Consider the following 25865-nt stretch of genomic DNA (forward strand, 5'->3'; position numbering starts at 1 on the left):
CGGTGGTTGCACGCGCAACCGCCGCGTTCAGCGGACGAAGTGCGCGAGGATGGTCGCGTGATCCTTCATATCTGCGCCAAGGGCGAGTGGGCCGAGGTGCCCGAAGGCGGCGTCTACACCGCCGCGTCCCTCGAATCCGACGGCTTCATCCACTGCTCGGACCCTGGAACCGCGCATATCCCGGCCAACGCCGTGTTCCCCGGCCGCACCGACCTGGTGCTGCTGGAGATCGACCCGGCGCTCGTCGGCGCGCCCGTGGTCTGGGAGGACGGCGACCCGCCGCATCCGGCCGGTGTCCAGTTCCCCCACGTGTACGGCCCGATACCGCGTAACGCCGTAGTGGCCGTGCACGAATTCCCTGTTCAGGGGGACGGTTCGTTCAGAATTCCCGAGTCCGTGTCGAGACGCTGAGGCAGGCAACTCCTCATCCGGCCGGGCGTCTCCCGAAAGTGTTCGCGGCAAGAGACAACCTGTGGGGGCGGTCATGCGTTTCGGGAGAGGTGAGCCAGGTGGACCTGGCCCGGTGAGCGCGGGAGGAGGCGATACGGTGACCGCTGCCGCGACGGTCATCCCGAGCACGGACGTCTGGGGAGCCGGCGAGAGCCGAGGGAGAGACGTGCCGGGCGAGCTCACCGACTTCGGCGACTTCGTGCAGGCCAGCCTGCCCGGCCTGCTGAGGTACGGGCACGCCCTCACCGGGAACCCGCACGACGCGGCCGACCTGGTCCAGACCGTGCTGGAGAAGATCGGCTCCCGCTGGTCCTACGTCCAGCACAAGACCGGCGACCCGATGGCCTACATCCGCCGTTCGATGGCCAACGCGCACATCAGCCGCTGGCGCCGCACCAAACGGGAGAGCCTGGTCGCCGACCTCCCGGACACCCAGCCGTACAGCCCGGCCGACCCGTTCGAGCACGAGCCGCTGTGGCTGGCGTTACGCGCGCTGCCGCCGAGGCAACGCGCGGTGATGGTCCTGCGTTACTACGAGGGGCTGTCCGAAGCGGAGATCGCGGATTCGCTCGGCGTCAGTCAGGGCACCGTCAAGAGCCAGGCGAGCAAGGCGATCGCGTCGCTGCGCACGAAGCTCGCGCTGTTCGAGCCCAAGGACGAAGGGAGGGAAGCGGGATGAACATGTCCGAAGAAGACGTGCAGCAGAAGCTGCGCGACCTGTTCTCCGATGATCGGCTGGGCGCGGGATCCACGCTGAATCCCGAGACGATCGTCGCGGGTGCCCGTCGCCGCCGTCGCCGCCGTCAGCTGATGCAGACGACGAGCGGGATGGCCGCCGCCGTGATCATGGTGGGCGGTGGGCTCACCGTCTTCACGATTCACGACACGGACAACGGCGCGGCCTTTCCCGGAGACCAGCTGACCATGGGCGCGGCCTCGTCGACGCTGGTGCGGCCGGGGCCGGGGAGCGAGGCGCCGCCGGTGTCGTCGGCGCCGGAGCCGCCGGACCCGACGTCCGTGCCGTCGCATTCGACGGTCTCCGATGGGCCCGTCAGGCCGCCGAAGAGCACCGCCGCCACGAAGCCGCCCATGCAGGGCAAGGTGACCAGTGGCGCGCTGCTGACCTCCGCCGGTTTCGGCAAGCTCCGGCTCGGCATGAGCGAGTCCGAGGCGGAAGCCACCGCCGGTCCGCTGCGGGCGAAAGAGGTCCGGGGCACCTGTACGTACGGCTACGCGGAGGGCGCCGCCGTCCCCGGGCCGACGTCGGTGTCGCTGACCGAGGCCGAGGGGATCACCGTCATCAACCCGTCCGGCACGGTGCACACCCCCGAGGGGATCGGGGTCGGTTCGACCGAGGCGGACATCCTCGCCGCTTATCCCGGCAGCACCAAGGACGGCGGCGCGTATGTCGCGCCGGTGAGCGCGGTGAGCGCGTACCGGATCTTCGTGGCCAAGGACGGGTCGACCGTCAGTATCCTGCTGACCAGCATCAACCAGGACTGCCAGTTCGGCTGACGCGGCCGCGAAAAAGGGAAAACCCGTGCTGCTCCAAGGGGGAGAGCACGGGTTTTCCCTGTGGTGGGAGCGTTGGTCAGTGGGTCAGAGCGCGCCGCCCGCGACGGGGGGCATGCTCGAGTCGGTGCCGCCGTCCCCGACCGCCTCGCGGTGCAGGTGGTTCTCCACCTCGAACAGGTTGCCGTCGGCGCGTTTGACGATGTTGAGCAGCGTGGACATCTGGGAGATCTCTTCGACCTGCTCCTTGAGGAACCACTGCGTGAACTGCTCGCCGATGTAGTCCTCTTCGGCGCGAGCGGCCTTGGCCAGCTGCTGGATGTCGGTCGCGACGTCCTTCTCCTGCTGCAGCGCGAGCTCGATGAGCTCACGGACGTCGGAGAAGTCGTTGCGCACGTCGCCGGTGCCGGGGATCTCCACGTGGTGGTCGGTGTCCAGCATGTACTGGACGAGCGCCATACCGTGGTTCCGCTCCTCGACGGACTGCTTGTAGAAGTGCTTCGCGAGCTGCGGCAGGTCCTCGGCGTCGAACCAGACCGCCAGCGCGATGTACTGCTGGGAGGCGTTGAACTCGTTGTGGATCTGCGCCTGCAGCAGTTCGTAGAACTTCGAGCGCGGTTGCTTCTTGGTGAGGGCCATGTATTCGAAGATACGTCATTCCCCTGGTGGATTTCCACTTTTGTCTGGTGATGTACCCCCTATTAGGTTACCATTCCCAATAATAGGTCCACCTCAATTAAGTAAGCCTTCCCTAATTAATGGCAATCAATTAGGGAAGGCTTACTTTATTTCTGTTTCAGATGCTTTCGCGCCGGATCGGGCACGACATGCACCGCGGCCCGCCCCGGCCCGAGCCCAGCTCGGACCCGGTGATGGCCAGCACCTCGATACCGGCTTCCGCCAAGCGTGCGTTGGTTTCCACATTACGCTCGTACCCGACGACGACGCCCGGAGCGAGGGCGAGGGTGTTGTTCCCGTCGTCCCATTGCTCGCGTTCCGCGGTGACCGGGTCGAGTCCGGTGTCGATGACCCGGAGCCGGTCGATTCCCATTGCTTCGGCGGCCGCGGTGAGGAATGGGGCTGGTCCTTCCACCTTCACCGAACCGTCGTCGGTGGGGCGCATGGTGAACGCGGTCAGCGAATCACGGGAAAGCGGATACATGACCACGGCGTCGGCCGCGACCATCGTGCAGACGGTGTCCAGGTGCATGGTCGCGCGGGTCTGCTGGATCGGGACGGCGAGCACGGTGTGCGCGATCCCGTCGGCGAACACCGACCGGGCGAGGGACTCCGCGCCTGCCGCGGTGGTCCGCTCGCCGACGCCGATGGCCAGGACACCGGGCGAGAGCAGCATGACGTCGCCGCCTTCGATCGGCGCCGAATGCGCGCCGTACGCGCGGGCCGCGTGACGGAACCACGGGTGGTAGGCGTAGATCAGATCCAGCACCGCGGTCTCGCGGACGCGGGCGGGCATGGTGAGCGAGGAGACCGCGACCCGGTTGCCGATCCACGCCGACGAGTCACGGGTGAACAGCAGGTTGGGCAGCGGGTCGACGGCGAAGTCGTTCGGATGGTTCATCAGCCGGACCAGCGAGGCACCCTCGGCGGCGGGCAGCTCCTCGAAGGTCATGCCCGCCATCAGGACCTCGGCCAGCACGGCGGGCGAGACGCTCGACAGATGGGAACGGAGCGAATCGGCCAGGTCGGGCCCGAGCCGCCGCTCGTCGACGGCCGCGTGGACACCGGCCGCGTGGGCACGCGGGTCACCGAGCGCCGTGCGCAGCGCGTCCGCCAGCAGCAGCACGTCGACACCGCGGCCGCGCAGCACCTCGGCGAACGCGTCGTGCTCCTCCTGCGCGCGGTCCACCCAGGGGATGGAATCGAACAGGAGCTGGTCGTTGTTGCGAGGCGTGAGCCTTTTGAGCTCGTTGCCGGGCCTGTGCAGCAGCACCGCACGCAGGGGGCCGACTTCGCTGTCAACTCGGGGTGGAGTCGTCTCGTCAATCACCGGTTCACAGTAGCTAGGGAAGCCAGGAAACTCGCCCCTTGAGCAGCGCGTATCCGACGAAGGACACGAAATCCAGCGCGGTGTGCGCGACGATCAGCGGCCACAGCCGGTTCGTCTTCTGCCACAGCCTGCCGAACACCAGGCCCATCACGACGTTGCCGACGAAGCCGCCGAATCCCTGATACAGGTGATACGACCCGCGAAGCACCGAAGACGCGACCAGCGAGGTGTTCTCGCGCAGTCCGAGCTGCCGCAGCCTGGTCAGCAGATACGCGACGACGAGCACCTCTTCGGCGAACGCGTTCCCGAAGGCCGACAACGTCAACGTGATCGGACGCCACCACGTTTCGCCCAAAGTGGACGGTTGCACCGACAGGCTGAACCCGAGGCTGTAGGAGAGGAAGTACAGGCCCAGCCCCGGAATCCCGATCACCGCGGCGAGCAGGAGCCCGTGGACGACGTCACGGCCGGGCCGCGTTCTGTCGAGGCCGATCTCCGCGAGTTTCATCCCGCCGCGCCACAACAGGTACAGCCCGAGTGCGCCCCAGCCGATCAGCTGGCCCGCGCTCAGGAGCTGTTTGAGCAGGTCGACCAGGCTCAGTGTCGCCTGGGGGACGTTGAGCTGGGCCTGTTGCTGCGCCAGCGGGACAGGCTGCAGCAGCGAGTCCACAAGGGACAACAGGCTGCGCAGCCCGGACAGGCCGAGGGTGATCCCGAAGACCACGACGAGTTCGATGACGATCGCTCGTCGGCGCGCCGGGTCTTCCACGAACTCCGGCAGCGCCGGGCGTTCGGGACGCAGCCAGCTCATCGGCCGCACGTTACCGTCGGGTCATGCCCAGGAGTATCGCGACCAACGAAACCGTCGACCGTGCCGCGCTCGTCGACTTCCTGTCCACCCGCCACCGCGCCATCCTGATGACCACCAAGGCCGACGGCGCCCCGCAGCTCTCCCCGGTGACCTGCGGCGTCGACGGCGAAGGCCGCCTGGTCATCTCCACGTACCCGAAGCGCGCGAAGGTGGTCAACATCCGGCGTGAGCCGAAAGTGTCCGCCTGCGTCCTGTCCGACGAGTGGAACGACCAGTGGGTCCAGCTGAACGGCACTGCCGAGGTGCTCGACCTGCCCGATTCGGTCGAGCCGCTGGTCGACTACTTCCGCGCGATCTCGGGTGAGCATCCCGACTGGGACGAGTACCGCGAAGCGATGGTGAAGCAGGGCAAGAGCATCATCCGCGTCACCATCGACTCGTGGGGCCCGATCGCCAAGGGCGGCTTCCCGGCGGAACTCGCCTAACCGAACGAATACGGGCAGCCGACGAGCCTGCGGATCTCGCCGCTCAGCTGCTGCGGGCCGTCGACCGGACGCGAGAACGCGAGCCGGACGTCGTGGTCGCCGGAGTCGGCTTCGACCCGCAGCCGCAGGCCGTAGCGGTCGAGCCCGAGCGGCCGGATCCAGCCGTCGCGCAGTTCGGCGGGAACGTGTTTGGCGAGCTGCGCGACGACGTCGGCGTGGTCGCTCTCCAGGTGTTGCAGCCACGCGGCTTCGTAGTCGTGGAACGGGTCCGGCGGCGCGGCGCTGAACATGTGCGGCCGGAGCGAGTGCGTGCCCTCGGCGTCGGCGAGCACCAGCGACGCCGGGGTCAGCCTCAGCAGCGTCACGCCGTGCCCGACGTCCAGCAGCCGCTCGTCCGGCCGGGTTTCGGCGATGGACACCGCGCGGGCGCGCGCCGAGACCTCGGAGAGCGGGTGGAGCCAGCCGGTGATCCACAGCAGCCCGCGGATGGGTTCACGCAGGTCGACCGGCGCCTGATCGGTCAGTTCGACCATCACCGCGAGCTCGCCGCGTTGCGCTTCGTGCGCGCGTTTCACCAGGTGGTGCTCGTCGGGCAGCAGGATGCTGACGCTGCCGCTCGGGTGCACGTGGTGCAGTTCGGGGATGACGCGGCCGTACTGTCCTGGCTGGTCGCGCTGTTCGGCGGTCGGCATGAGCGTCGCCGGTCCGTTGCGGGTGGCGATCGTCTTCGCGCGTTCCGCGGGGTTCGGCGCCGGCGGGCGGCGAATGGACGTCGGTGTGGTCACGGCTCACCTCCTAAGTTAGGTGAGCCTAACCTGATTTACGCAGCGAGTGGAAGTAGCCTGGATCACTTCTCGTCGTGCGCGTATACGTTGACCAGGTGGAAGACCGCAGAATCCAGGTGCTCGAACCACCCGAAGGGGTGCGGGCGGCGGACATGCCAGTTCTGGTGCCCCTGCTCGACCGGCTCACCGTGACGGCGGGGACGACGGCCTTCGCGTCCAGCCTGCTCGTGGTGCTGGGCGTCGTCCTGGCGGTGACAGGCCGGTACGGGGTCGCCGTGCCCGCGTTCCTGCTCACCTTCATGACACCGGTCTCGCTCTACTTCGGCTACCTCGTACTCGCCGGATTCTCGCCGATGCGGAAGCTCGCCGCCAAGCCGTTCCGCCTGGTGAGCGGGCTGGACGACGCCGTCGTCGCCGGTTCGCGGGTGAGCGTCCCGCTCGACGGCCGCTGGCTCGTCGTCCGGTTGCCCGCCCCGCTCCGCGCGCAACTCGCGGCCCAGCGGCGGCTGTGGGTGCTCGGCCCGTTCTTCCTGCTTCCCGGCATCATCGGCCCGCGGCGCGGCAAGTTCCGGGACGCCCCCGTGAAGGGTTCGAAGCCGCTGGCGGCCGAGCCGGTCACGCCGGGGCGGATGCTCACCCTGCAACGGCGGCTGCTGTCCTCCTACTACCTGCTCGGCGCCGGTGTCACGCTGGTGGCGGCCGGCTTTTCGATCTGGGTCGCCGTCGACCTCCCGGACCGCCGCAGCCTTCTCGTGCCGGAACTGCAGGTACTGGCCGCCCTCTGCCTGCTCGCGACGATCGGGCTCGCCATCACGGCCCTCGTGATGGCCCGGCCGTCCCCGGAGCCGCGCTGGACCGAACTCGCCGTCATCTCCGGACCGGCGTCGGTCAACCTCTTCGGCATGGTCACCGTGAAGGGCCGGACGGTGCTGCCAGACGGCCGTGAGGTCACCGTCCGCGCCGGTGGATCGGATCCGTCGCTGGCCGCCGGGATCGCCGCGACCGGACGGCTCTGGGTACTCGGGATGCCGGTGGCCGGAAAGGCCGCGAAGGCCGGAGTGCCCGGTCACGCGGTTTTCGGGCCGGTCAAGTTCAGCTCGTGAGTGGCGAGGACGGTTCTGGTGGACTCGTGTTTGCCTACCCACTGGTGTGGCTGGTGGTCGAGCGTGGAGGATTTGGGACGCTGAACGTCCTGAATCCTCCACACTCGGTCTCGGTGATGAGGGTCCTTGCCACTCACGAGAGTGAGCGCCGCGTCGCTTCCTCGGTCTCCACGACACCCCGCCGGATCCCTTCCAGCTGCTCGCCCAGCTCACCGATCGTGGTCGTGTCGAGCAGCGAATCGCCGGTGGCGGCTGACAATTCCGCCGCCCTGGCGACCAGCCCGTCGAGCCCGAGCGCGCCGGATCGCAGCTGTGCCAGCAGTTTCCGCTGCGCGCTCGAAAGCCGCGCGTGCACGTCTTCCTGCGCCTGCACGGCTTCGAGCGACTGCGTCAGGTCGCCGCGGATGTCGTCGTCGGCGGTCTTCAGTTCCTTCCGCAGCCGGGCCTTTTCGGCGGACACCGCGCCGACGTCCACCCGCGTCAACGCCTTGGCGGTGGCCGTCGCGCGGCCGGCCAGCCGCCGGAGCGTGTCGACGGTTTCCCGCACCACCGGTTCCATGTCGGCCACCCGGTCGGCGAGCGGTCCGGCTTCGAGCGAATCCGAAATCGACCGGAAGCCGTGCGCCGCGGCCTCCGCGCGCCGCAGCCAGTCCGCCTCGGGAGAACCCGGTTCGACCTCGGGCAGAGCCCGCTCTTCCGGCTCTGGAGCGGGTTTCGCACGGGTGGCGGCGGCGACCCCGGCGCGGGCGGCGAGCACGGTCACGCCGACGCCGAGCGCGGCGACCACCGGCAGCTGCACCGCCCAGGCCGCCCCCGCCGACGTCGCCGCGAGGAGCAGTCCCCACGGTTCGGCGAGCTCACGAACGAAGCGCATATCCGAGGATCTCAGAAATTCGAGATCACGGCGGTGAAGACCTGGTCGATCGAGTCCGGTTTGGACGAGTCGTATCCCACACCCTGGGTGGTCTCGGCGATCTCCTTGAGCACGTTCAAGTCCGCGTCGGAGCCATAGGCGATGGTGAACATCCGCACCGCCTCGCCGCTGCCCTCGGTCCGCAGCTGCCCGAGGAGATTCGGCAGGTCGATGCCGCCCGGATCCTCGTTCCGGCCGTCGGTGAGCACGACGACGGCGTTGATCGCGTTCGGATCCAGGTTCTGCTTCATGTACTCGTAGGCCGCGAGCGACGAGTCGTAGAGCCCTGTCCCGCTCTGCGGCGTCAGCCCGTTCAGCCGCGACGCCAGCTCCTGCCTGCCCGGCTCACCGCCGATCGGCGACACCGGACGGAGCTCGAAGTAGTCCTTGTCGCTGTTCAGTTTCGTCGAGAACATCCACAGCCCGACCTTGTCCGCGTCGCTGAACTGCGGCAACGACGCCACGGCCGCTTGCTTCGCGAGATCCATCTTGTTCTTCCCGGTCCCGCTGACGCTGTCGCCCATCGAACCGGAGACGTCGACGACCAGCAGCACGTTCGCCTTCTTCCGCAGGTCCTTCCACGACTTCAGCACCTCGGTCAGCACGGGCGGGCTCGGCGGGCGGATCAGGTTGAGCTTCCCGTCGGGCTGCGCGCCGTTCTCCTTCGTGGTTTGCGAGCCGGGCTTCCCGTCGAACGTACGGAAACCGATGTCGCTGAACTTCTGCTGCGCCTCGGCACCCCGCAGATGCGCGAGGAAGTCCGCCGCGACCTGCTTGTGGACGTCGTCGGCCCAGTTCAGCACGGCGAACGGGTGATCGGAGTTGAGCGTGCCGTCGCTCGGGTAGATCCCGACGAGCGGCACTTTCGGCGGCGCGTGCTGGCCGCGTTTCGCCGGGTCGTTGGTGGGATTGCCCTGGTTGTAGCCGACGAGCGAGTTCTCCTCGACCGTCACCGCCGAGATGTACGACAGCGCCGCGCCGCGGTCGTCGGCCTTCTGCAGGTTCGTCAGGAACGTCAGCGTGTTGTCGCCGTAGTGCACGATGGCCTGCTCGACGTTCTGCACGAACGTCCGCGCCTCCGGCTTCGCGAGCGCGTTCGCGGTGAGGTCCGAAGAAGTGCCTGTCGCCGCGTAGTAGGCGCCGATGGTGGCGTTGAGACCGGACGTCGAGATGTTCGGGTTCGTCTTGCCCAGCCGGAACTTCCCCCATTCCGGATGCCCGTACTTCGCCCAGCCCTGCGGATCCGTGGCGAGCGCCGCGAGATCCTTCCAGCCGATGCCCTTGCCCGGCCAGCCGAGCGCCTCGGCCATCGGTTTCGGCATCGCGACGACCAGTGGCGCGTTCGCGACCGATTCCGGGTCGCCCTCGGGCACCAGGGCGGGATGATCGGTGCCGGTGAGGTTCTGGCGCAGCAGGTTCACCCAGCCGGACGCGGCGGGCGTCCAGACGTCCGGCCGCGGGCCGTCCACCGCCTCGTTCCAGCCGCGGGACAGCGCCTGCATCGCGGTCCCGGAGGACTTCGACTGCACGAGCACGTCGACGCAGCGACCGGCCACCGTGCGGCCGCTGTAGTCCTTGGCGATCTCGGAGACCACGCCCGCCTTCTCCGGCGACGACGACACCTGCAACTTGACCGCGTCGCCCGTCGTGCACTTCGCCGCCGCGGCCTCCTCGCCGGAGTCGCTCGTGATCGCGCGCAACCCGATGATCAGGCCGATGGCGACCACCGCCGCGGCCGCGAACGCCAGGACCTTGCGGCCGCCGCGGGACTGCTGAGGATTCACGACCATGGAGAACCTCCGCCGGTGGGAACACCGATTATCCGGAGGTTTCGCCTTGTCCGGCTTGGCGTTGCCGAACCGTTGCGGCCGTGGCGGTACTTATCCCGCCACGGCCGCGAGGGGGCCGTCAAGCACCCGGACCGCGTCCGGACCAGGTCCACGCGTAGCCGTCGTCCTCCGACGCGTCGGCCGCTTCGCCGAGCTCCAGCGGCGCGAAGGTGTCCACCATGACCGCGGTCTCGTCGAAGAACTGCGCCCCGATCGACGCCTCCGCCGCGCCGGGCTGCGGCCCGTGCGTGAACCCCGACGGGTGCAGCGAAAGCGAGCCGACCTCGATCCCGGAGCCCTTGCGCGCCTCGTAGTTGCCGCGGACGTAGAACATCAGCTCGTCGGAGTCGACGTTCGCGTGGTTGTACGGCACCGGGATCGACTCGGGGTGGTAGTCGACCTTGCGCGGGCAGAACGAGCACACCACGAAGTTCGGGCCCTCGAACGTCTGGTGCACGGGCGGCGGCTGGTGCACGCGGCCGGTGATCGGCTCGAAGTCGTCGATGTTGAACACCCATGGGTACAGGCAGCCGTCCCAGCCGACGACGTCGAACGGGTGGGTCGCGTAGGTGTAGCGCGTCAGCCCGGCGCGGTGCCGCACGAGGACCTCGACGTCGGTGCCGTCGGCGACCAGTGGTTCGGACGGGCCGCGGATGTCGCGCTCGCAGTACGGCGAGTGCTCCAGGAACTGGCCCTTCGCCGACAGGTACCGCTTCGGGGGGCCGATGTGGCCGCGCGCCTCGATGGTCAGCAGCTTGACGCCGTCGTCGTGCGGGAGCACGCGATAGGTGCACGACGTCGGGATGACGAGGTAGTCGCCGTCGCCGATCTCCAGCGAGCCGTAGATGGTCTCGACGGTCGCGCTGCCGCCCTGGACGTAGAACAGCTCGTCGCCCGCCGCGTTGCGGTACAGCGGCGAAGGCCGGTTCGCGTGGACGAAGCCGATGGTGACGTCGGCGTTGCCGAACAGCCGCCGCCGGTCGGTGACCGCGTCGGCGTCACCGAACTTGAGGTCGTGGGTCTTGAACGCGCGGGGCTTGAGCGGGTGGTTCGGGGTGATAGGGCCGCGCTCGTCCTCGATCGCGACGGCGTCGACGATCGCGGTGGGCAGGCCGCGGTGATAGAGCAGCGCCGAGTCCGCCGAGAAGCCCTCGACACCCATCAGTTCCTCGGCATACAGGCCACCGTCGGGCTTGCGGAACGCCGTGTGGCGCTTGTGCGGGATCTCGCCTACCTGCCGGTAGTAAGGCATCGGAATCTCCCCGGAACGTGTCCGTTGTGCGAACGATTTTGTCCTGATGTCGTACGCTACTAGCGTGTCAGTCGTGTCAAGCGCTGTGGAACTCACGCCACCCGGCCCCCGAGGAATCCCTCCCCTGTTCGCGCGGCTCGTCGACGACTCGGCGTTGTTCCCGCCCGGTGAGGCGTCCATGCCCGAAGCGCTGCGTGCGCACTTCGCGTCGAGGGCCGGTGAGCACTCCGGCGTCCTCGGTGTGTTCCTGTGCCAGGCGTCGAGGCTGCCCGAGCTCATCACCGAACTCATCAAGATCAAACCCAAGGAACCGCTACCGCTGTCGCTGATCATCGACACCGGTCTCGGCGGGGTCCCGAAGGCGATCTCCATCGTCGAGTCGCGCAGCGAGATCCTCGCCCTGCGGATGGTGGAGATGCCCGCCCCGTCGGACGTCGACGAGGTCTGGCTGGAGCGCGTCTCCGAGTTCGTGCCCGAGGACGTCATCCGCGTGGTCGAGCCGCGCCGCGGCGTCGGCTGGCTGGACGGCGTGCGGAAGGTCATCGAGCACGGCAGCTGGCCGAAGATCCGCTGCGGCGGCAAGGCAGGCGAGAACTTCCCCAGCGTCGACGAGGTCGCGGACTTCCTCGCGGTGGTCAGCGGCTCGACCGGGGCGTCGTTCAAGGCGACCAACAGCCTGCACCGCGCCGTCCGGCACACCGACGAGACCAGCGGATTCACCCATCACGGGTTCCTGAACCTCATCGTCGCGTCGGCACGGTGCCTCTCGGGCGGCGACGTGCGCGCCGCGCTCGAATCGACCGACAGTGACGCGCTGGCGAGCGAGGCCAAGGAGATGTCGGAGCCGGCCGCGAAGGCCGTTCGCGGGCTCTTCGCCTCCTACGCGGCGGCCTCGTTCGACGAGCCGGTCGCCGACCTCGGGGAACTCGGGTTGCTGTGACCCGCGAAGGGTCCCTCACCCTCGACAGAGGGCTCGCGCTGCTGCAAGCGGTGGCGGACGCCGGTGGCGAGGCGGCGACGATCTCCGAACTCGCCGTCGCCATCGGCGCGAGCCGGGCCGCCGTCTACCGGCTGCTCGTCCCGCTCTCCGAACGCGGCCTCGTGTGGCGTGACGGGAACAAGGTGCGGCTGGGCGTCGGCCTGCTCCGGCTCGCCGGGCAGGTCCTCCCGCAGCTGCGGGAGGCGGCCAGGCCGGTCCTGCGGGAGCTGGCGGAGAAGGTCGGCGCGACGGCGCACCTGTCGGTCGCGCAGGGGGACCAGGCGCAGGCCGTCGCGGTCGTCGAACCGTCCTGGACGAGCTTCCACGTCGCCTACCGCGTCGGCACGCGCCATCCGCTGTCCGCCGGTGCCGCGGGCAAGGCGATGACGCTGCGCCCCGGCGGCGGCGAAGGCTGGGTGACGTCGTCCGGTGAGCTGGAGGCGGGCGCTTCCGGAGTCGCCGCGCCCGTGCGCGGGGTGCCGGGTCTGAAGGCCAGCCTCGGCGTCGTCTCACTGGAGCCGCTGGACGCCTCCGTGGTCGGGCCCGCGGTCGTGGGGGCGGCCGTCCGGCTGGCCGAGGTGCTGAAGCAGCCCGAGTAGGCGGTGTCCTGTACGTACAGGACACCGCCTAGTCAGCGGGTGCTGAGCAGCGGGCGCACCATGGTCGCCAGCAGGGTGAGATCGACCGCGAACAGGAGCCGCTCGAACAGGCCGAGCGTGACCTCCTGGTGTGACGGCCCGGTGATCATCGTCCAGACGAAACCGCCGAGCACGATCACCACGGCGGCGAAGCTGGCCACCGAAAGCCGCCGGATCGTCGTGCGACGCGGCTCCCAGGGGCAGCGCGCCCGGCCGGGGCGGGTCAGCACCCAGGCCGCGGCGGGAAGCGCGAGGAAGGCCGTCAGCGCGGCGTAGTTGTGGATCTGCCCGGCCAGCGAACGGGCCTGGCCTTCCGGGTCGACAGGGACGAGCGCGAGGACGAGCAGCCCGGCGCACCACACGCCGAGCAGGACGAGAACGGACTCGTAACCGCGGCGGTGCGCCTTCGCGATACCGCCGAGCAGGGCGAGCGAACCGAACCCCAGCGCCAGGCACATCGCGCCGAACAGCGGGGCCGCGGTCGAACCGGGCGAAAGATAGCCGTAGACGTACTCGGACAGCGTCTGCCAGACCGGGCTGACCTGACTGGACAGCCGCAGGTGGAGGTCGATCGAGATCGCGACGGCGACGGCCATGCCCAAGATCGCGAGCCTGCCGTGCAGTGGGGAGACGGCACGGGCCGCGAGGATCTTGGGCGAGGTCACGACCGGTTTCTCCAGGCACGTCGGGGCGGGTGTTCACCTTTTCGTTCCCGAAAGGTTACCCGGCGAACCTGTGAAAATGCCGTGCGCCTCAGAAGGCCAGCTGGGCCAGCGCGAACAGCGAGAATCCGGCGAAGACGAAGCCCGCCACGCGCTGGATGAGCTTCGGGCGGATGCGGTTCCGCACCTTCGCACCGATGAAGACGGCGAGCCCGGCGACGGCGACCAGCGCGACGAAGGAGCCGAGCGCGACCGCGAACGGGTTCCCGAAGCGGGCCGTGAGGCTGGCCGTCGCGAGCTGAGAGGCGTCACCCCACTCCGCGGCGAACAGCACGCCGAACGACGTCAGCGCGGAGCGCAGGAAGGTCGCGGGACCCGCTCCGGAGCGCGAGGCGTCTTCGCCACCGTCCTGTCCGGGGCTGAACCCTTCGCGAAGGAGCATGTACGAACCGACACCGAACATCGCGGCGACGATCGCTGTCACCAGTGTCTCCGGCAGCAAAGTGAGCACACTGCCGAAAGTGGCGGCGATCGCACATTGCACGGCGAATGCGGCGGTGACCCCGACGAATACCGGCCACGCACGGAAACGGGTGGTGAGGACCAAGGTGGCGACGAGGGTCTTGTCCGGCAGTTCCACCGCCAGTACCAGGCCGAACGCGCTGATGAGCGCCAGCATCGAGCCAGACATGATGATCTCTCACCCCTTTCGCTGCAACGATAAAGGTGCGATTCAGAGAAAGGCAAGCTGATCGTTTTTCCGAATCGTGCGGCATGCGCGGGCGAATTGTGTTTCTCGGCGGGGCGGAAAGGAGATTTCGGCGAACCGAATTCTTTTTTCCGGCTTCGCTGGTAGCGTCCGCGATCGTGGACGAGAGAGCGCGGATCGACGACGTGTGCGGACGGTTGCGGAACCACTACGTGTTCCCTGACATCGCCGAGAAGCTGACAGTGGTCTTGCAGGCGAAGCTGAGCGAGGGCGCGTACGCGGGGCTGGACGACGAGGCGTTCGCCGTCGCGGTCACCCAGGACCTGCAGTCGCTCAACGGGGACAAGCATCTGCGGCTGCGGCATCACGTCGACCCGCTGCCCGAGGTGGACGGGGAGTCCTTCGATCCCGAGCAGTTCCGGCGCGAGGCGGAACTGAACGGTCACGGCATCGCGTCGGCGCGGCGGCTGCCGGGGAACGTCGGCTACCTGGAGACGAAGCTGCTCTACGGGCCGGACATCGCAGGCGAGGCCCTCTCCGCGGCGATGACGCTGCTCGCGACCACCGACGCGCTGATCGTCGACGTCCGGGAGAACCGGGGCGGCGATCCGATGGCGGTCGCGTTGCTGATCAGCTACCTGGTCGACGAGCCCGTGCACTACAACAGTATTTATCTGCGCGACGGCGACGTGACGAACCAGTTCTGGACGCTGCCGTACGTGCCGGGCCGGAAGTTCGGCGCGGACAAGCCGGTGTGGGTGCTGACCGGGCCGACGACGTTCTCCGGCGCCGAGGACCTGAGCTACTCGTTGCAGCAACTCGATCGGGCGAAAACGGTGGGCGCGGTCACCGGCGGCGGGGCGAACCCGCGTCGGCAGTACAAAGTGGACACCTACCTGGACATCACCGTCCCCGGTGGACGGGCCGTGAACCCGGTCACGGGGACCAACTGGGAAGGCGTCGGTGTCCGGCCCGACATCGCCGTCGACGTCGAGGCCGCTTTCGACACCGCGTACGCGTTGGCGCTGGAACACGTGCTGACACTGGGGGATTCCGGGGTGCGGCGGCCGGTCGCCGACGAGGCGCGGCTCACGCTCGCCCGGCTCGGCTGAACCAGGGCGTGGGACCTACGTCCTGTCGAGATCAGGACCACTTGAACTGGCGGGTCCACCTCGGGTTGAGCAGGCTTGGGGCGTGGAGGTTCTCGATCTCGCTAGGTGGCAGTTCGGCATAACCACCGTCTATCACTTCCTGATGGTCCCGCTGACCATCGGGCTTTCGGTCCTGGTCGCCGGGATGCAGACGGCCTGGGTCCGCACGGGTGACGTGCGCTACCTGAAGATGACCAAGTTCTGGGGGAAACTCCTGCTGGTCAACTTCGCGATGGGCGTCGTCACCGGGATCGTGCAGGAGTTCCAGTTCGGGATGAACTGGAGCGCGTATTCACGGTTCGTCGGTGACGTGTTCGGCGCGCCGCTGGCGATGGAAGGGCTCGTCGCGTTCTTCGTCGAGTCGACCTTCCTGGGGCTGTGGATCTTCGGCTGGGACAAGCTGCCGAAGAAGGTCCACCTGGCGTGCGCTTGGGCGTACTCGCTGGCGACCGTGGCGTCCGCGTACTTCATCCTGGCGGCGAACTCGTGGATGCAGCATCCGGTCGGGGTCGAATTCGTCGACGGGAAGCCGACGATGAACTCGATCTGGGCGGTGCTGACGAACAACACCGCGCTGGCCGCGATCCCGCATACGCTCGCGGGCGCCTTTTCGGTGGCGGCGGCGTTCCTGGTCGGTGTCGCGGGCTGGCAGTTGTGGCGCAAGCGTTCGGAGGACGACGAGCACCGCGCGGTGTGGCGTTCGTCGTTGCGTCTCGGCGGCTGGACCGGGGTGGTGGCGTTCGCGGTGCTGGCGATCACCGGTGACATGCAGGGCAAGCTTATGTTCGAGCAGCAGCCGATGAAGATGGCTTCGGCCGAAGCGCTGTGCCACACGGAGAAACCGGCGAGCTTCTCGATCATCGCGATCGGCGACGTCAGCGGCTCGAACTGCGAGGACGTCAAGACCTTCAACGTGCCCGCGTTGCTCTCCTTCTTGGCGCACAACGACTTCACGACCGAGGTCAAGGGCGTCGAGAACCTGGTGACCGAGTACCAGGCGAAATACGGCACGAACTACCCGGACGACCCGCAGCTCGGTTCGCTCGCGGGGAAGCCGATCGACTACGTGCCCAACCTGCCGGTGACCTACTGGGGTTTCCGCGCGATGATCGGGTTCGGCGCGATTTCGGCCGGGATCGGGCTGCTCGCGCTGTGGCTGACCCGGCGCGGGCGGATACCGGGGCAGCGGTGGTTCCCGTGGCTCGTGCTCGGCGGGATCGCGACGCCGTTCATCGGGAACAGCGCCGGCTGGATCTTCACCGAGATGGGGCGTCAGCCGTTCGTGGTGGTGCCGAACCCGACCGGTGTCGACGGCGTGTGGATGTTCACCGCGCAAGCGGTCTCGAAGTTGTCCACAGGCGAGGTGTGGACGTCGCTGATCGCTCTGACGACCGTCTACGCGGCGCTCGGCGTTGTCGAAGTCTTCCTGATGCGCAAGTACGTGCGCGGCGGTGTCGACGCCGTCATGCCACCCAAGAAACCAGCCTCGACCAGCAAGAACGACGACTCCGAAGGCGGTGACAGCGATGACGACGCGCTGGCCTTCGCCTACTGATCGCCTCTTGACCTCACCTGCCCAGCCCCCCGCCCTTCCCTGGGGGCGGCCCCACACCCAGCGTATCGGGGGTATCGCTCAGGCGGGTTACCCACAGCCAATCTGTGGACAACTTGAGCGGTTGTGGATAACTCAGGGCTACGGAGGCTTGAGGGGCCGGTTCGGGCGGGCAGGCGTGGTAGCGGCGGGTTGCGAAAGCCACTTTCGCAACCTTGAACGTTGCGAAAGTGGCTTTCGCAACGTCCGGAGCGGGCAGGCGGCCGGGCACAAGCGTGAGCAGGGGGCAGGGCAGGCCGGAGGGACCCTTCACCGCATCGCACGAGGCGAAGGCCTGAGGCCCACGCAGCCCAAGCCCACGCAGCCACGGGAAGCCAGGAAAGGGAACACCCGATGACCCTCGAAACGATCTGGTTCTGCGTCATCGCCCTCTTCTGGCTCGGCTACCTCTTCCTCGAAGGCTTCGACTTCGGCGTCGGCATGCTCATGCCCGTCCTCGCGAAGGACAACACCGAGCGCCGCGTCATGGTCAACACGATCGGCCCGGTCTGGGACGGCAACGAGGTCTGGCTGATCGTCGCCGGCGGCGCGATGTTCGCCGCGTTCCCCGGCTGGTACGCGTCGCTGTTCTCGGCCGCGTACCTCCCGCTCCTGGTCGTCCTGCTCGCGCTCATCGGCCGCGGCGTCGCGTTCGAGTACCGCGGCAAGGTCGACTCCGACCGCTGGCGCCGCAACTGGGACCGCGTCATCGGGATCGGCTCGTGGATCCCGCCGTTCGGCGTCGGCCTGCTCCTCGCGACCACCGTCCTCGGCCTCCCGCTCGACGCCGACGGCAACCGGGTCGGCGGCCCGTTCGCCGCCCTGAGCTTCGAAACGCTGCTCGGCGCGATCGCGGTCGTCGGGTTCTCGCTGGTCCACGGCGCCGCGTTCCTCGCCCTCAAGACCGAGGGCGACCTCCGCCACCGCGCGCGGAAGCTGGCCACACGCCTGCTCCCGGTCGCCCTGCTGCCGTTGCTCGCGTTCCTCATCGTCGTGCAACTGCGCTCGGGTGACCTGTGGACACTGCTCCTCATCGGCATCGCCGTCATCGCCGCGGTCCTCGCCTGGTTCCGCATCCGCGTGGGCAGGGAAGGGCAGGCGTTCGCCGCGCTCGGCGGGGTCATCGGAGCCGCCGCGGTCGCGATCTTCGTGGCCCTGTACCCGAACGTCCTACCGTCCACAGTGGACCCGGCGAACACGCTCACCATCGCCGGTGAGGCGTCGAGCCCGTACACGTTGACGGTGATGACCTGGGTCGCGCTCTTCGGCGCACCCGCCGTCCTGATCTACCAGGGCTGGACGTACTGGGTGTTCCGCAAGCGTATCGGCACCCGGCACATCCCACCGGTGCACGCACCATGACCGAACTTCCCGGCCGCGACACCCTTTCCGCCACGGAGTCCACAATGGACCCAGCGCGACCGGGGAAGGGTCCGCTCGGCGCGCTGGCTCCACTTTCGAGTGCGGCGCGCCGGGCGTTGATCCTCAGCGCGATCTTGTCCTTCTGCAACGCCGTACTGCTGGTGGGCCAGGCGTTCCTGCTGGCCGACGTCCTCTCCGCGGTCGTCCGCGGAACCATGGGGGACCGCACCGCCCAGCTGGCCGTGCTGCTCGCGCTCGTCGCAGGGCGCGCGTTGACCGGCTGGGCGGTGCGGATCGTCTCCGCCCGCGCCGCCGCCCGCGCGAAGGAAGAACTGCGTGCCAAAGCCCTCGACCACGCACTGAAACTCGGCCCGGAATGGATCGCGCGCCGCGGTCACGGCGAGCTGACCTCGTTGACCACCAAGGGACTCGACGCGCTCGACGCCTACTTCACCCAGTACCTCCCGGCGCTGGTGACCGCCGCGATCGTGCCACTCGCCGCCGGCGCCGCGATCCTGTTCGCCGACTGGCCGTCGGCCGCGCTCGTCGTGATCACCGTGCCGTTGATACCGCTGTTCGCCATCCTGATCGGCAAGCACACCGCCGAGCGGGTCGCCGAAGCCGCCGACGCCGAACAACGGCTGTCGGGACATCTGCTGGAACTCGTCCGCGCGCTGCCGATCCTCAGCGCGTTCCGACGCGCCGAGGCGCAGGCCGAGACGGTGCGGAAGATCTCCGAACGCCATCGCCGCGCGACGCTCAAAACCCTGAAGGTCGCGTTCGCGTCGGCGTTCGCGCTCGAACTGATCGCGACGCTTTCGGTCGCGCTGGTCGCGGTCGTCATCGGCGTCCGCCTGGTCTCCGGAGAACTGCCGCTGGCCATCGGGCTCGGCGTCCTGATCCTCGTCCCGGAGTGCTACCAGCCGCTGCGCGCGGTCGGTGCCGCGTTCCACGCCAGCGAAGACGGCGTCGAAGCCGTGCGCCGGGTCGCGGACGTACTCGCGGAACCCTTGCCGCCCAACGGTTCCGAGACATTGGGCAAGGGCGAGATCCACGTCGGCGGGCTCCGCGTCGTCCGACGCGGCGGCTTCGCGCCCGACGGCGAGACGTTCAGCGCCCGGCCCGGCGAGATCACCTGGCTGCGGGCGCCCAGCGGCGGCGGCAAGTCGACGACGCTGGCCGTACTGCTCGGCTTCGTGCAGGCCGTCGACGGGACGATCACCGTCGACGGCACCAGCCTCGACGGCGCCGATCTCGACCGCTGGCGCGAGAACGTCGCCTGGGTGCCGCAGTCGCCGGTGTTCGGCGGGGGCACGGTCCGCGACGAGGTCGGCGCCGAAGACATCCTCGGCGAACTCGGCCTCGACGGACTGGCCGACCGGCCGGTTTCGAAGCTGTCACAGGGACAACGTCAGCGCGTCGCGGTGGCGCGGGCACTCGTGCGGGTCCGGTCGGGCGCCTGGCTGCTCCTGCTCGACGAGCCCACCGCCCATCTCGACGAGGCCAACGCCGGACTCGTCATGGCCGCCGTTTCCAGGGCCGTCGACAACGGCGCCGCCGCGATCATCGCCGCCCACGAACGCACCTCAGGTGTCGACATATCGACCGGTATCGCAAAGGAAGCCGTCACGACCGAGGAGCGGGCGGAGACGAGGCCGGTGCCCTGGCGCGACCTGCTGCAGCCCCGGTTCTTCGGCGGGGCGCTGCTCGGCGCCGCCGCCTTGCTCGCCGGGGTCGCGCTGACCGCGCTCTCGGGCTGGCTGATCGCCAAGGCGTCGCAACAGCCGCCGATCCTGACCCTGACGGTGATGATCGTCGGCGTGCGGACGTTCGGCCTCGGCCGCGCGGGGCTGCGCTACCTCGAACGGCTGGTCACGCACGACGCCGCGTTCCGGATCGCCGGGAGCCTGCGGGTCCGGCTGTGGGAGTCGCTCGTACGGCTCGGGCCGGCGCGGGCGCTTCGGGCGGGCGAGGAACAGCGGCGGCTGGTCGGCGACACCGACACGGTGCGCGATCTGCTGCCCAGGGTGATCACGCCGCTGATCGTGGTCGCGCTGGTGGCCGCCGGTGCCGTCGCGGTCCAGGCCGCCGTGCTGCCCGAAGCCGGGCTCGCGCTGGCCGCGGCCGTGCTGGTGAGCGCGTTCGCGCCGCTGCTCGCGCTTCGGGCAGAACGCCGCGCGACCAGCGCGCTGGCCGCCGGACGGCGTTCGGTGTCGGCGCAGGTGCTGAGCCTGTTCGAAGCCGCCGCCGAACTGATCGCGTACGGGACCGACAAAGTCCGGCGTCGTCGAATCGCCACCACCGATGCCGCGCTGACCGCCGAAGCACGGCGACAGGCTTTCGGCGCCGGAGCGGCTGACGCCCTGATCATCCTGGCGACAGGGGCTGCCACCGTCGTGAGCACCGGGTTCGCCGTGAGCGCCGTCGCCGCCGGCGCGCTGGACCCGGTGCTTGCGCCGGTGGTCGCCCTGGTGCCGCTTGCGCTGGCGGAGGTCCTCTCCCTTCTTCCGCCGGCCGCGCAGCACTGGGACACCCTGCGCCAGGCCCGGCTGCGCCTCGCCGCGTGCGATGAACGGTCCGTTCCTGGCAGATTCCGCAAGGAACGGACCGTCCACAGCGGCGGCGGGGTGCGGATCCGGAACGCGGACCTCGGCTGGCCCGGCACGGAACACCCGGTCCTCACCGGTGTCGACCTCGACATCGCGCCCGGCACGCACGTCGCCGTCGTCGGCCCGAGCGGCGCCGGGAAGTCGACGCTCGTCGCGGCCCTGCTCGGCTTCCTCAAGCCGAGCAGAGGCGAAGTCGCCGCTCCCGAGAACGTCGCCTGGGCACCGCAGGAACCGATGCTCGTCTCGACCACCGTCGCCGAAAACCTGCGCCTCGCCAAGCCGACGGCGTCCGAGGCGGACCTGCGGAAAGCCTTGTACCAGGCCGTTCTCGAGGACGTCGAGCTCACCACGATGCTGGACAGCGCGGGCGCCGGGCTGTCGGGCGGGCAGGCGCAGCGGGTCGCGCTCGCGCGGGCCGTGCTCGGCGCCGCGCGAGCCGATCTCGTCCTGCTCGACGAACCGACAGCGCATCTCGACGAGCCCACGGCGAGGACCGTCCGTGAACGGCTCGGCGAGGCACTCACCGGGAAAACCGTCGTCCACGTCACGCACAGCGCGGCCGAAGCCGACGGGGCCGACGTGATCCTGGAGGTACGAGAGGGCCGCGTCACAACGCGCGTACTGGCCGGAGCGGACTAATGTCGATAGCGCTCATGGATCCCACGCTTGCCGCGCGCGCACTGTCCGCCGCCACCGAGATCACCGGCACCGCCCTGTCGGGTGACGACCCTGGTGACGTGCTGGAGACCGTGGTCGCCCGCGCCGTCGAACTGGCCGAGGCCGACCTCGGTCTCGTCATGGTGCGCGCGGACGATGGCCAGGTGGTCGCCGAAGCCGCGCACGGGGCCGACATAACGGGACTTCGAGGACTGGCCTTTTCCGCCGATTCCGCCGCCGGACAGGTCGCCCGCGGCGGCGAACCCGTGGTCAGCGAGGATTTCACCGTCGATCCCCGCACGGCGCGGTTCGTCCCGCCGGAGCTCCAGGGCTTCGGGCCTTTCGCGGCATCGGCGTTCGGTGCGGGCGGGCGCGTCCTCGGCGCGCTCACCGTGTACCGGCGTCACGGCGGGGATCCGTTCTCCGCCAGCACGGTCGAGGTGCTCACGGCCTTCGCGGCGCAGGCGGGCGTGGTGCTCGCGCTGGCGGAAGGCGCCAACGCCCGGCACCGCGTGACCCTTTACCAAGAGCGCGAACGCATCGCGCGTGAGCTGCACGACGTCATCGTGCAGCGGCTCTACGGCGCCGGGATGCAGCTCGACCGCGTCCGCAAGAACATGCGGAAGAGGTTCGCGCAGGCCGACGGCGTGCGGCTGTCCGAGGCGATCGACCAGCTCGACCAGACCATCGAAGAGATCCGCGGCACCGTACGCGCCCTGCGCAGCCCGGAACCGGCGAACGAGACGGTCATCGCCACCGACCTCGCCGAGTCCGCGCGGGGCGAGGTGCGTATCGCGGGTGAGCTGCTCGGCTACCCGCCGACCCTCGAACTGTCGGGAGAACTCGCCGACATCCCCGCCGAACAGGCGGACCACATCCGGGCCGCGCTCCGCGAAGCACTGTCCAATGTGGTCAGGCACTCCGGGGCGAGCGAGACCCGCGTGACGCTCAGCCGCGACGTGGAAGGTGTCAAACTTCGCGTGCGGGACAACGGATCCGGGGTTCCGCAGGGGGTCGCCAAACGCGGTCTCCGTCATCTGGCCGAACGCGCTACGACGTCCGGCGGGCGCTTTTCGATCAATTCGTCGCCGAGCCTGGGGACCTTGGTCGCCTTCGACGTTCCCCTCGATCAAACCGTGTGAAATTAACGGTCCTTTGCGGTCATTCGAGTGACTGTCACGGATTACGGATTAATCCGTAACAGTGGCGGCCGGGGCGCGATTCTAAGGGAAATTCCCAGTGAAAGGACTCCGCATGTCCTCGGTTCGTCGCGCCATAGGCACGGCCGCGATACTCGCCGGTTTCTCTGTTTTCGGCCCGGTTTCCGTCGCATTCGCGCTGGAGTTGCCCGCTGTCGCCGACCAGGACTGTGAGGGCTTCCAGTTCGACGGAATCGCTTGTGAAACACGGCTGTCGCAATTCCCGGACAAGGACTGTGCCGATTTCCCCTCGCAGGCGGCCGCGCAGGCCGAACTCAAGAAGAACCCGCGTGATCCGTACAAGCTCGACGGTGACCACGACGGATACGCCTGCGAATCCCGGTTCGGCAAACCCGCGAGAGCCGAGCAGGTCAAGGTCAAACCCGTCGGCGGGGTCGCGACCGGCGGCGGGGAACCCGACGAACCCAACGGCGGTCTCCTGGAAATCGGCGCGGTCGCACTGGCCGGCACAGTCCTGTTGACCGCGACGGCCACGGGCGCCTCCCTGCTGCTTCGGCGGCGTGTCGAGCGATGACCAGGGCTTCCTGGTGCCGATGGCCGGTTCCGCTGGTCGTCGGCACGTTCATCGGGGTGGTGCTCGCGGCCGCGCTGACCGCTTGCGTCACCCCGGAGGCGGGCAGGATCGCGTCGCCGGCGGCGCCTTCCACCGTGACCGCGGTGGCGCCTTCGGCTCCCGAGACCCTTCCGCTCGCGCCCGCGGCACCGGCGACGCTCGAGATCCCCGCGATCGGCGTCCGCACCGGCGAGATCGCCGACCTCGGCCTGGCCGGGGACGGCAGCCTGCAGGTGCCGTACGACGCGATCACCACCGGCTGGTTCACCGGCGGCCCGGCACCCGGCGAGATCGGGCCCGCGGTCCTCGCCGGGCACGTCGACTACAAGAAGATCCCCGGCGTCTTCGGCAGGCTCAAGGAACTCAAGACCGGCGACGAGGCCATCGTCCACCGTGAGGACGGGGTCGCGGCGGTGTTCACCGTGTACGCCGTCGAACGGCATCCGAAGACGTCTTTCCCCACGGAGAGGGTCTACGGCGACACGACCGGGCCGGAACTGCGCCTGATCACCTGCGGCGGGGATTTCGACTCCTCGACCGGCAACTACCTCGACAACGTCGTCGCCTTCGCGAAGCTGACCCGCACGTAGATTCGCCGGATGCGCACCGTCTACGTCGTCACGCATCCGGAGGCCACCCATCACGTCGATCGAGTGGTGGGCGGGTGGTTCGATTCCGAACTCACTCCCGACGGCGAGCGCGCGGCCGCCGCCGTCGCCGAGTCGCTGCGCGCGAAGGTGCCGGGCGACGTCGAGATCCACTCGTCGGACCTGCGCCGCACCGCCCGGACGGCGGAGGTGATCGGCGAACGGCTCGGCGTGACACCGGTCCTGGACCGGCGGCTGCGTGAGAAGTCGTACGGGGAAGCCGGGGGCAAGCCCCAGGAGTGGCTGGACGCCCGGTTCGTCCCGCCGCCCGCCATCGGTGATCGGCTGGGGCACGACGAGGGCGTTCCCGGTGCCGAAACCAAGGGTGCGATGGCCGCCAGGGTGTACGCGGCGATGAAGTCGATCCTGGAAAGCCGCTGCGAGCACCAGATCGTCGTGACCCACGGCGGCGCGCTCACCTTCGTCATCGCGGCGTGGATCCGGATGCCGCTCGAATCGGCGGGATACGTCGACTTCCGCGGTTCGCCCGGCAGCGTCACCGTGCTTCGTGAGGACGACTACTTTCACAACCGGCAGGTCGTCACGCTCGCCGGGAAATGACAGGATCTCCCCGGACAGCCGACGATCACGTGGGGAGATGACATGCCGAGGTTCCTGCGAGCCGTGGCCCTTGCCGCCGCCGTGGCGGTCGTACCGGTGGCTTTGCCCTCGGCCGCCACCGCTTCGACCACCCAGCGCTGCCCGCAGCTGCGGCTGGCCGAGAACTGGTACGGCGGCAACGCGGCGAAGATCCAGCAGGTCATCGACGAACGCGGCCGCTGCGCCACGAACCACGGCGAGCGTCCGGTCGCGGTGTTCGACTGGGACAACACGGTCGTCAAGAACGACATCTCCGACCAGACCGTCTTCTGGATGCTCCGGCACGACAAGGTCCTGCAGCCGCGGAACCAGGACTGGCGCACCACCAGCCGGTTCATGACCGACGACGGCGCGAACGCGCTCAGCAAGGCCTGCGGTACCGCCACCACGGCCGGAAAACCGCTTCCGACCAGCAAGAACATCATTTGCGCGGACGAGCTCCTCTCGGTGCGGAAGAACGCGAAGACGACCACGGGCAAGGACGTCTTCGCGGGGAACAACCGGCGCTACATGGAGGCGGCCTACGCCTGGGTCGCGCAGATCAACGCCGGATACCGGCCGGACGAGGTCCGCGCGATCGCCCGGCAGGCCAGGGCCGCGGCGCTGCTCGCGCCGATCGGGGCGACCCAGAAGGTCGGTTCGAGCACCCAGGTCGCGTGGATCCGTTACTACCCGGAGATCAAGGACCTGATCTCGACGCTGAACAAGGCGGGCTTCTCGACCTGGGTCGTCTCCGCGTCGCCCAAGGAGTTCGCGGACGTCTGGGGTTCGGCGGTCGGCATCCCGCCGAACCGCACGCTCGGGATCTACTCGCAGACCACGAACGGCCGGATCAACGGGCACCTCGAAGGCTGCGGCGGGCACGCCGACGGCGCCGACGAGATCATGACCTACATCGACGGCAAGCGCTGCTTCATCAACGAGCGGATCCTCGGCATCCGCGGCGCGAAGGCGATGGAAGCGGCACCGGCGGGCAAGCGGCAGGCGCTCGCCGGCGGCGACGCGACCACCGACGTCACGATGCTGCGCGACGCCACCGGAGTCCGCGTCACGCTCAACCGCAACAAGGACGAGCTGATGTGCCGCGCCTACGACAACGCGGACGGCAAGTGGGCGGTGAACCCGATGTTCATCGAGCCCTTCCCTGCGCTGAACCGCACCTACCCCTGCTCGACGACGGCGTACGAGAACGCCGACGGCACCCACGGTCCGGTGCTGCGCGACGACGGCACGGTCATCCCGGACCAGCGGGACACCGTCCACCCCTGAGCGCGTTCACGATGCGTGACCCTTCCTCGCCCCGCTGCTACCGTGGCGTTCTTGGCTGAGTGAGGGGGAG

Annotated in this window: 25 protein-coding genes; 16 read left to right on the forward strand and 9 right to left on the reverse strand. The window is 69.0% G+C overall.

Annotated features, from left to right (window positions below; genetic code table 11):
* Positions 1 to 57 precede the first annotated feature (57 nt).
* The 3 genes from AMYAL_RS0118540 (at position 58) to AMYAL_RS0118550 (ending at position 1965) form a co-directional block, all read left to right on the forward strand.
* Positions 58 to 411, forward strand: coding sequence for a DUF952 domain-containing protein (locus tag AMYAL_RS0118540; RefSeq protein WP_020632802.1), 354 nt, complete (start codon positions 58 to 60; stop codon positions 409 to 411).
* Between the two features lie 205 nt (positions 412 to 616).
* The gene (locus AMYAL_RS0118545; RefSeq protein ID WP_026467212.1) at positions 617 to 1129 is read left to right on the forward strand and encodes a SigE family RNA polymerase sigma factor; all 513 of its coding nucleotides are present in this window, start codon (positions 617 to 619) and stop codon (positions 1127 to 1129) included.
* The gene (locus tag AMYAL_RS0118550) at positions 1126 to 1965 is read left to right on the forward strand and encodes a hypothetical protein (RefSeq protein WP_020632804.1); all 840 of its coding nucleotides are present in this window, start codon (positions 1126 to 1128) and stop codon (positions 1963 to 1965) included. Before AMYAL_RS0118545 ends, AMYAL_RS0118550 begins: the two co-directional genes overlap by 4 nt.
* Positions 1966 to 2049: 84 nt before the next feature.
* On the opposite strand, the gene AMYAL_RS0118555 is transcribed toward AMYAL_RS0118550, so the two are convergent.
* The 3 genes from AMYAL_RS0118555 to AMYAL_RS0118565 form a co-directional block, all read right to left on the reverse strand.
* Positions 2050 to 2601, reverse strand: coding sequence for a ferritin (locus AMYAL_RS0118555; RefSeq protein WP_020632805.1), 552 nt, complete (start codon positions 2599 to 2601; stop codon positions 2050 to 2052).
* 157 nt (positions 2602 to 2758) lie between these two features.
* A complete protein-coding gene (locus AMYAL_RS0118560; RefSeq protein ID WP_084702129.1) occupies positions 2759 to 3970 on the reverse strand; it encodes an arginine deiminase in 1212 nt (403 codons plus the stop codon).
* 13 nt (positions 3971 to 3983) lie between these two features.
* Positions 3984 to 4781, reverse strand: coding sequence for a CPBP family intramembrane glutamic endopeptidase (locus AMYAL_RS0118565; RefSeq protein ID WP_020632807.1), 798 nt, complete (start codon positions 4779 to 4781; stop codon positions 3984 to 3986).
* A gap of 23 nt (positions 4782 to 4804) precedes the next feature.
* Between AMYAL_RS0118565 and AMYAL_RS0118570 the strand changes: the two genes are divergently transcribed.
* Positions 4805 to 5266, forward strand: a complete 462-nt coding sequence (locus AMYAL_RS0118570) for a PPOX class F420-dependent oxidoreductase (RefSeq protein WP_020632808.1) — start codon at positions 4805 to 4807, stop codon at positions 5264 to 5266.
* Here AMYAL_RS0118570 and AMYAL_RS0118575 read toward each other — a convergent pair.
* Complete coding sequence (locus AMYAL_RS0118575) at positions 5263 to 6051, reverse strand: DUF2470 domain-containing protein (protein WP_020632809.1); 789 nt, start codon at positions 6049 to 6051, stop codon at positions 5263 to 5265. The genes AMYAL_RS0118570 and AMYAL_RS0118575 overlap by 4 nt on opposite strands.
* Before the next feature lie 95 nt (positions 6052 to 6146).
* On the opposite strand from AMYAL_RS0118575, the gene AMYAL_RS0118580 reads away from it, so the two are divergent.
* Positions 6147 to 7154, forward strand: coding sequence for a hypothetical protein (locus AMYAL_RS0118580; protein WP_026467213.1), 1008 nt, complete (start codon positions 6147 to 6149; stop codon positions 7152 to 7154).
* A gap of 133 nt (positions 7155 to 7287) precedes the next feature.
* Here the strand turns inward: AMYAL_RS0118580 and AMYAL_RS0118585 are convergent, their stop codons facing one another.
* From AMYAL_RS0118585 to AMYAL_RS0118595, 3 genes are all read right to left on the reverse strand, one after another.
* Positions 7288 to 8028: a hypothetical protein gene (locus AMYAL_RS0118585; RefSeq protein ID WP_020632811.1), complete on the reverse strand. Its 741-nt coding sequence runs from the start codon at positions 8026 to 8028 to the stop codon at positions 7288 to 7290.
* Between the two features lie 11 nt (positions 8029 to 8039).
* Positions 8040 to 9857, reverse strand: coding sequence for a substrate-binding and VWA domain-containing protein (locus AMYAL_RS0118590; protein ID WP_020632812.1), 1818 nt, complete (start codon positions 9855 to 9857; stop codon positions 8040 to 8042).
* 118 nt (positions 9858 to 9975) lie between these two features.
* Positions 9976 to 11148, reverse strand: coding sequence for a homogentisate 1,2-dioxygenase (locus tag AMYAL_RS0118595; RefSeq protein WP_020632813.1), 1173 nt, complete (start codon positions 11146 to 11148; stop codon positions 9976 to 9978).
* 85 nt (positions 11149 to 11233) lie between these two features.
* On the opposite strand from AMYAL_RS0118595, the gene AMYAL_RS0118600 reads away from it, so the two are divergent.
* Both AMYAL_RS0118600 and AMYAL_RS0118605 read left to right on the forward strand, forming a co-directional pair.
* The gene (locus tag AMYAL_RS0118600; RefSeq protein WP_020632814.1) at positions 11234 to 12088 is read left to right on the forward strand and encodes a hypothetical protein; all 855 of its coding nucleotides are present in this window, start codon (positions 11234 to 11236) and stop codon (positions 12086 to 12088) included.
* The gene (locus tag AMYAL_RS0118605) at positions 12085 to 12726 is read left to right on the forward strand and encodes an IclR family transcriptional regulator (RefSeq protein WP_020632815.1); all 642 of its coding nucleotides are present in this window, start codon (positions 12085 to 12087) and stop codon (positions 12724 to 12726) included. The genes AMYAL_RS0118600 and AMYAL_RS0118605 overlap by 4 nt, the downstream gene beginning before the upstream one ends.
* 32 nt (positions 12727 to 12758) lie before the next feature.
* On the opposite strand, the gene AMYAL_RS0118610 is transcribed toward AMYAL_RS0118605, so the two are convergent.
* Both AMYAL_RS0118610 and AMYAL_RS0118615 read right to left on the reverse strand, forming a co-directional pair.
* Complete coding sequence (locus AMYAL_RS0118610; protein WP_020632816.1) at positions 12759 to 13430, reverse strand: DUF998 domain-containing protein; 672 nt, start codon at positions 13428 to 13430, stop codon at positions 12759 to 12761.
* Between the two features lie 88 nt (positions 13431 to 13518).
* The gene (locus AMYAL_RS0118615; protein WP_020632817.1) at positions 13519 to 14106 is read right to left on the reverse strand and encodes a TMEM165/GDT1 family protein; all 588 of its coding nucleotides are present in this window, start codon (positions 14104 to 14106) and stop codon (positions 13519 to 13521) included.
* A gap of 188 nt (positions 14107 to 14294) precedes the next feature.
* Here AMYAL_RS0118615 and AMYAL_RS0118620 point away from each other — a divergent pair, with 188 nt between their 5' ends.
* From AMYAL_RS0118620 to AMYAL_RS0118660, 9 genes are all read left to right on the forward strand, one after another.
* The gene (locus tag AMYAL_RS0118620) at positions 14295 to 15248 is read left to right on the forward strand and encodes a S41 family peptidase (protein WP_020632818.1); all 954 of its coding nucleotides are present in this window, start codon (positions 14295 to 14297) and stop codon (positions 15246 to 15248) included.
* Between the two features lie 82 nt (positions 15249 to 15330).
* Positions 15331 to 16842, forward strand: a complete 1512-nt coding sequence (locus tag AMYAL_RS0118625; RefSeq protein WP_020632819.1) for a cytochrome ubiquinol oxidase subunit I — start codon at positions 15331 to 15333, stop codon at positions 16840 to 16842.
* A 390-nt stretch (positions 16843 to 17232) separates the two neighbouring features.
* Positions 17233 to 18240 carry a cytochrome d ubiquinol oxidase subunit II gene (gene cydB / locus AMYAL_RS0118630; RefSeq protein WP_020632820.1) on the forward strand — a complete coding sequence of 336 codons (1008 nt, stop codon included), beginning with the start codon at positions 17233 to 17235 and terminating at the stop codon, positions 18238 to 18240.
* Positions 18237 to 21488: a thiol reductant ABC exporter subunit CydD gene (gene cydD / locus AMYAL_RS0118635; protein WP_020632821.1), complete on the forward strand. Its 3252-nt coding sequence runs from the start codon at positions 18237 to 18239 to the stop codon at positions 21486 to 21488. Before cydB ends, cydD begins: the two co-directional genes overlap by 4 nt.
* Positions 21489 to 21502: 14 nt before the next feature.
* On the forward strand, positions 21503 to 22648 hold the full coding sequence (locus AMYAL_RS0118640) for a GAF domain-containing sensor histidine kinase (protein WP_020632822.1): 1146 nt from the start codon (positions 21503 to 21505) through the stop codon (positions 22646 to 22648).
* A gap of 112 nt (positions 22649 to 22760) precedes the next feature.
* Complete coding sequence (locus AMYAL_RS0118645; RefSeq protein WP_020632823.1) at positions 22761 to 23240, forward strand: excalibur calcium-binding domain-containing protein; 480 nt, start codon at positions 22761 to 22763, stop codon at positions 23238 to 23240.
* Positions 23237 to 23869, forward strand: a complete 633-nt coding sequence (locus AMYAL_RS0118650) for a class F sortase (protein WP_020632824.1) — start codon at positions 23237 to 23239, stop codon at positions 23867 to 23869. The genes AMYAL_RS0118645 and AMYAL_RS0118650 overlap by 4 nt, the downstream gene beginning before the upstream one ends.
* Positions 23870 to 23878: 9 nt before the next feature.
* A complete protein-coding gene (locus AMYAL_RS0118655; RefSeq protein WP_020632825.1) occupies positions 23879 to 24487 on the forward strand; it encodes a histidine phosphatase family protein in 609 nt (202 codons plus the stop codon).
* Positions 24488 to 24529: 42 nt separating this feature from the next.
* Positions 24530 to 25795 (forward strand): HAD family hydrolase, encoded by a 1266-nt coding sequence (locus AMYAL_RS0118660; RefSeq protein WP_020632826.1) that lies wholly within the window; start codon positions 24530 to 24532, stop codon positions 25793 to 25795.
* Positions 25796 to 25865: the final 70 nt, after the last annotated feature.

The organism is Amycolatopsis alba DSM 44262, assembly GCF_000384215.1.
GTDB lineage: Bacteria > Actinomycetota > Actinomycetes > Mycobacteriales > Pseudonocardiaceae > Amycolatopsis > Amycolatopsis alba.

Bases quoted from the DNA above. Each gene is read 5' to 3' on its own strand.
- AMYAL_RS0118550 (WP_020632804.1), top strand. From the start codon at position 1,126: ATGAACATGTCCGAAGAAGACGTGCAGCAGAAGCTGCGCGACCTGTTC.
- AMYAL_RS0118555 (WP_020632805.1), bottom strand. From the start codon at position 2,601: ATGGCCCTCACCAAGAAGCAACCGCGCTCGAAGTTCTACGAACTGCTG.
- AMYAL_RS0118565 (WP_020632807.1), bottom strand. From the start codon at position 4,781: ATGAGCTGGCTGCGTCCCGAACGCCCGGCGCTGCCGGAGTTCGTGGAA.
- AMYAL_RS0118570 (WP_020632808.1), top strand. From the start codon at position 4,805: ATGCCCAGGAGTATCGCGACCAACGAAACCGTCGACCGTGCCGCGCTC.
- AMYAL_RS0118585 (WP_020632811.1), bottom strand. From the start codon at position 8,028: ATGCGCTTCGTTCGTGAGCTCGCCGAACCGTGGGGACTGCTCCTCGCG.
- AMYAL_RS0118590 (WP_020632812.1), bottom strand. From the start codon at position 9,857: ATGGTCGTGAATCCTCAGCAGTCCCGCGGCGGCCGCAAGGTCCTGGCG.
- AMYAL_RS0118595 (WP_020632813.1), bottom strand. From the start codon at position 11,148: ATGCCTTACTACCGGCAGGTAGGCGAGATCCCGCACAAGCGCCACACG.
- AMYAL_RS0118615 (WP_020632817.1), bottom strand. From the start codon at position 14,106: ATGCTGGCGCTCATCAGCGCGTTCGGCCTGGTACTGGCGGTGGAACTG.
- cydB (WP_020632820.1), top strand. From the start codon at position 17,233: ATGACCCTCGAAACGATCTGGTTCTGCGTCATCGCCCTCTTCTGGCTC.
- cydD (WP_020632821.1), top strand. From the start codon at position 18,237: ATGACCGAACTTCCCGGCCGCGACACCCTTTCCGCCACGGAGTCCACA.
- AMYAL_RS0118640 (WP_020632822.1), top strand. From the start codon at position 21,503: ATGGATCCCACGCTTGCCGCGCGCGCACTGTCCGCCGCCACCGAGATC.
- AMYAL_RS0118645 (WP_020632823.1), top strand. From the start codon at position 22,761: ATGTCCTCGGTTCGTCGCGCCATAGGCACGGCCGCGATACTCGCCGGT.
- AMYAL_RS0118650 (WP_020632824.1), top strand. From the start codon at position 23,237: ATGACCAGGGCTTCCTGGTGCCGATGGCCGGTTCCGCTGGTCGTCGGC.
- AMYAL_RS0118655 (WP_020632825.1), top strand. From the start codon at position 23,879: ATGCGCACCGTCTACGTCGTCACGCATCCGGAGGCCACCCATCACGTC.
- AMYAL_RS0118660 (WP_020632826.1), top strand. From the start codon at position 24,530: ATGCCGAGGTTCCTGCGAGCCGTGGCCCTTGCCGCCGCCGTGGCGGTC.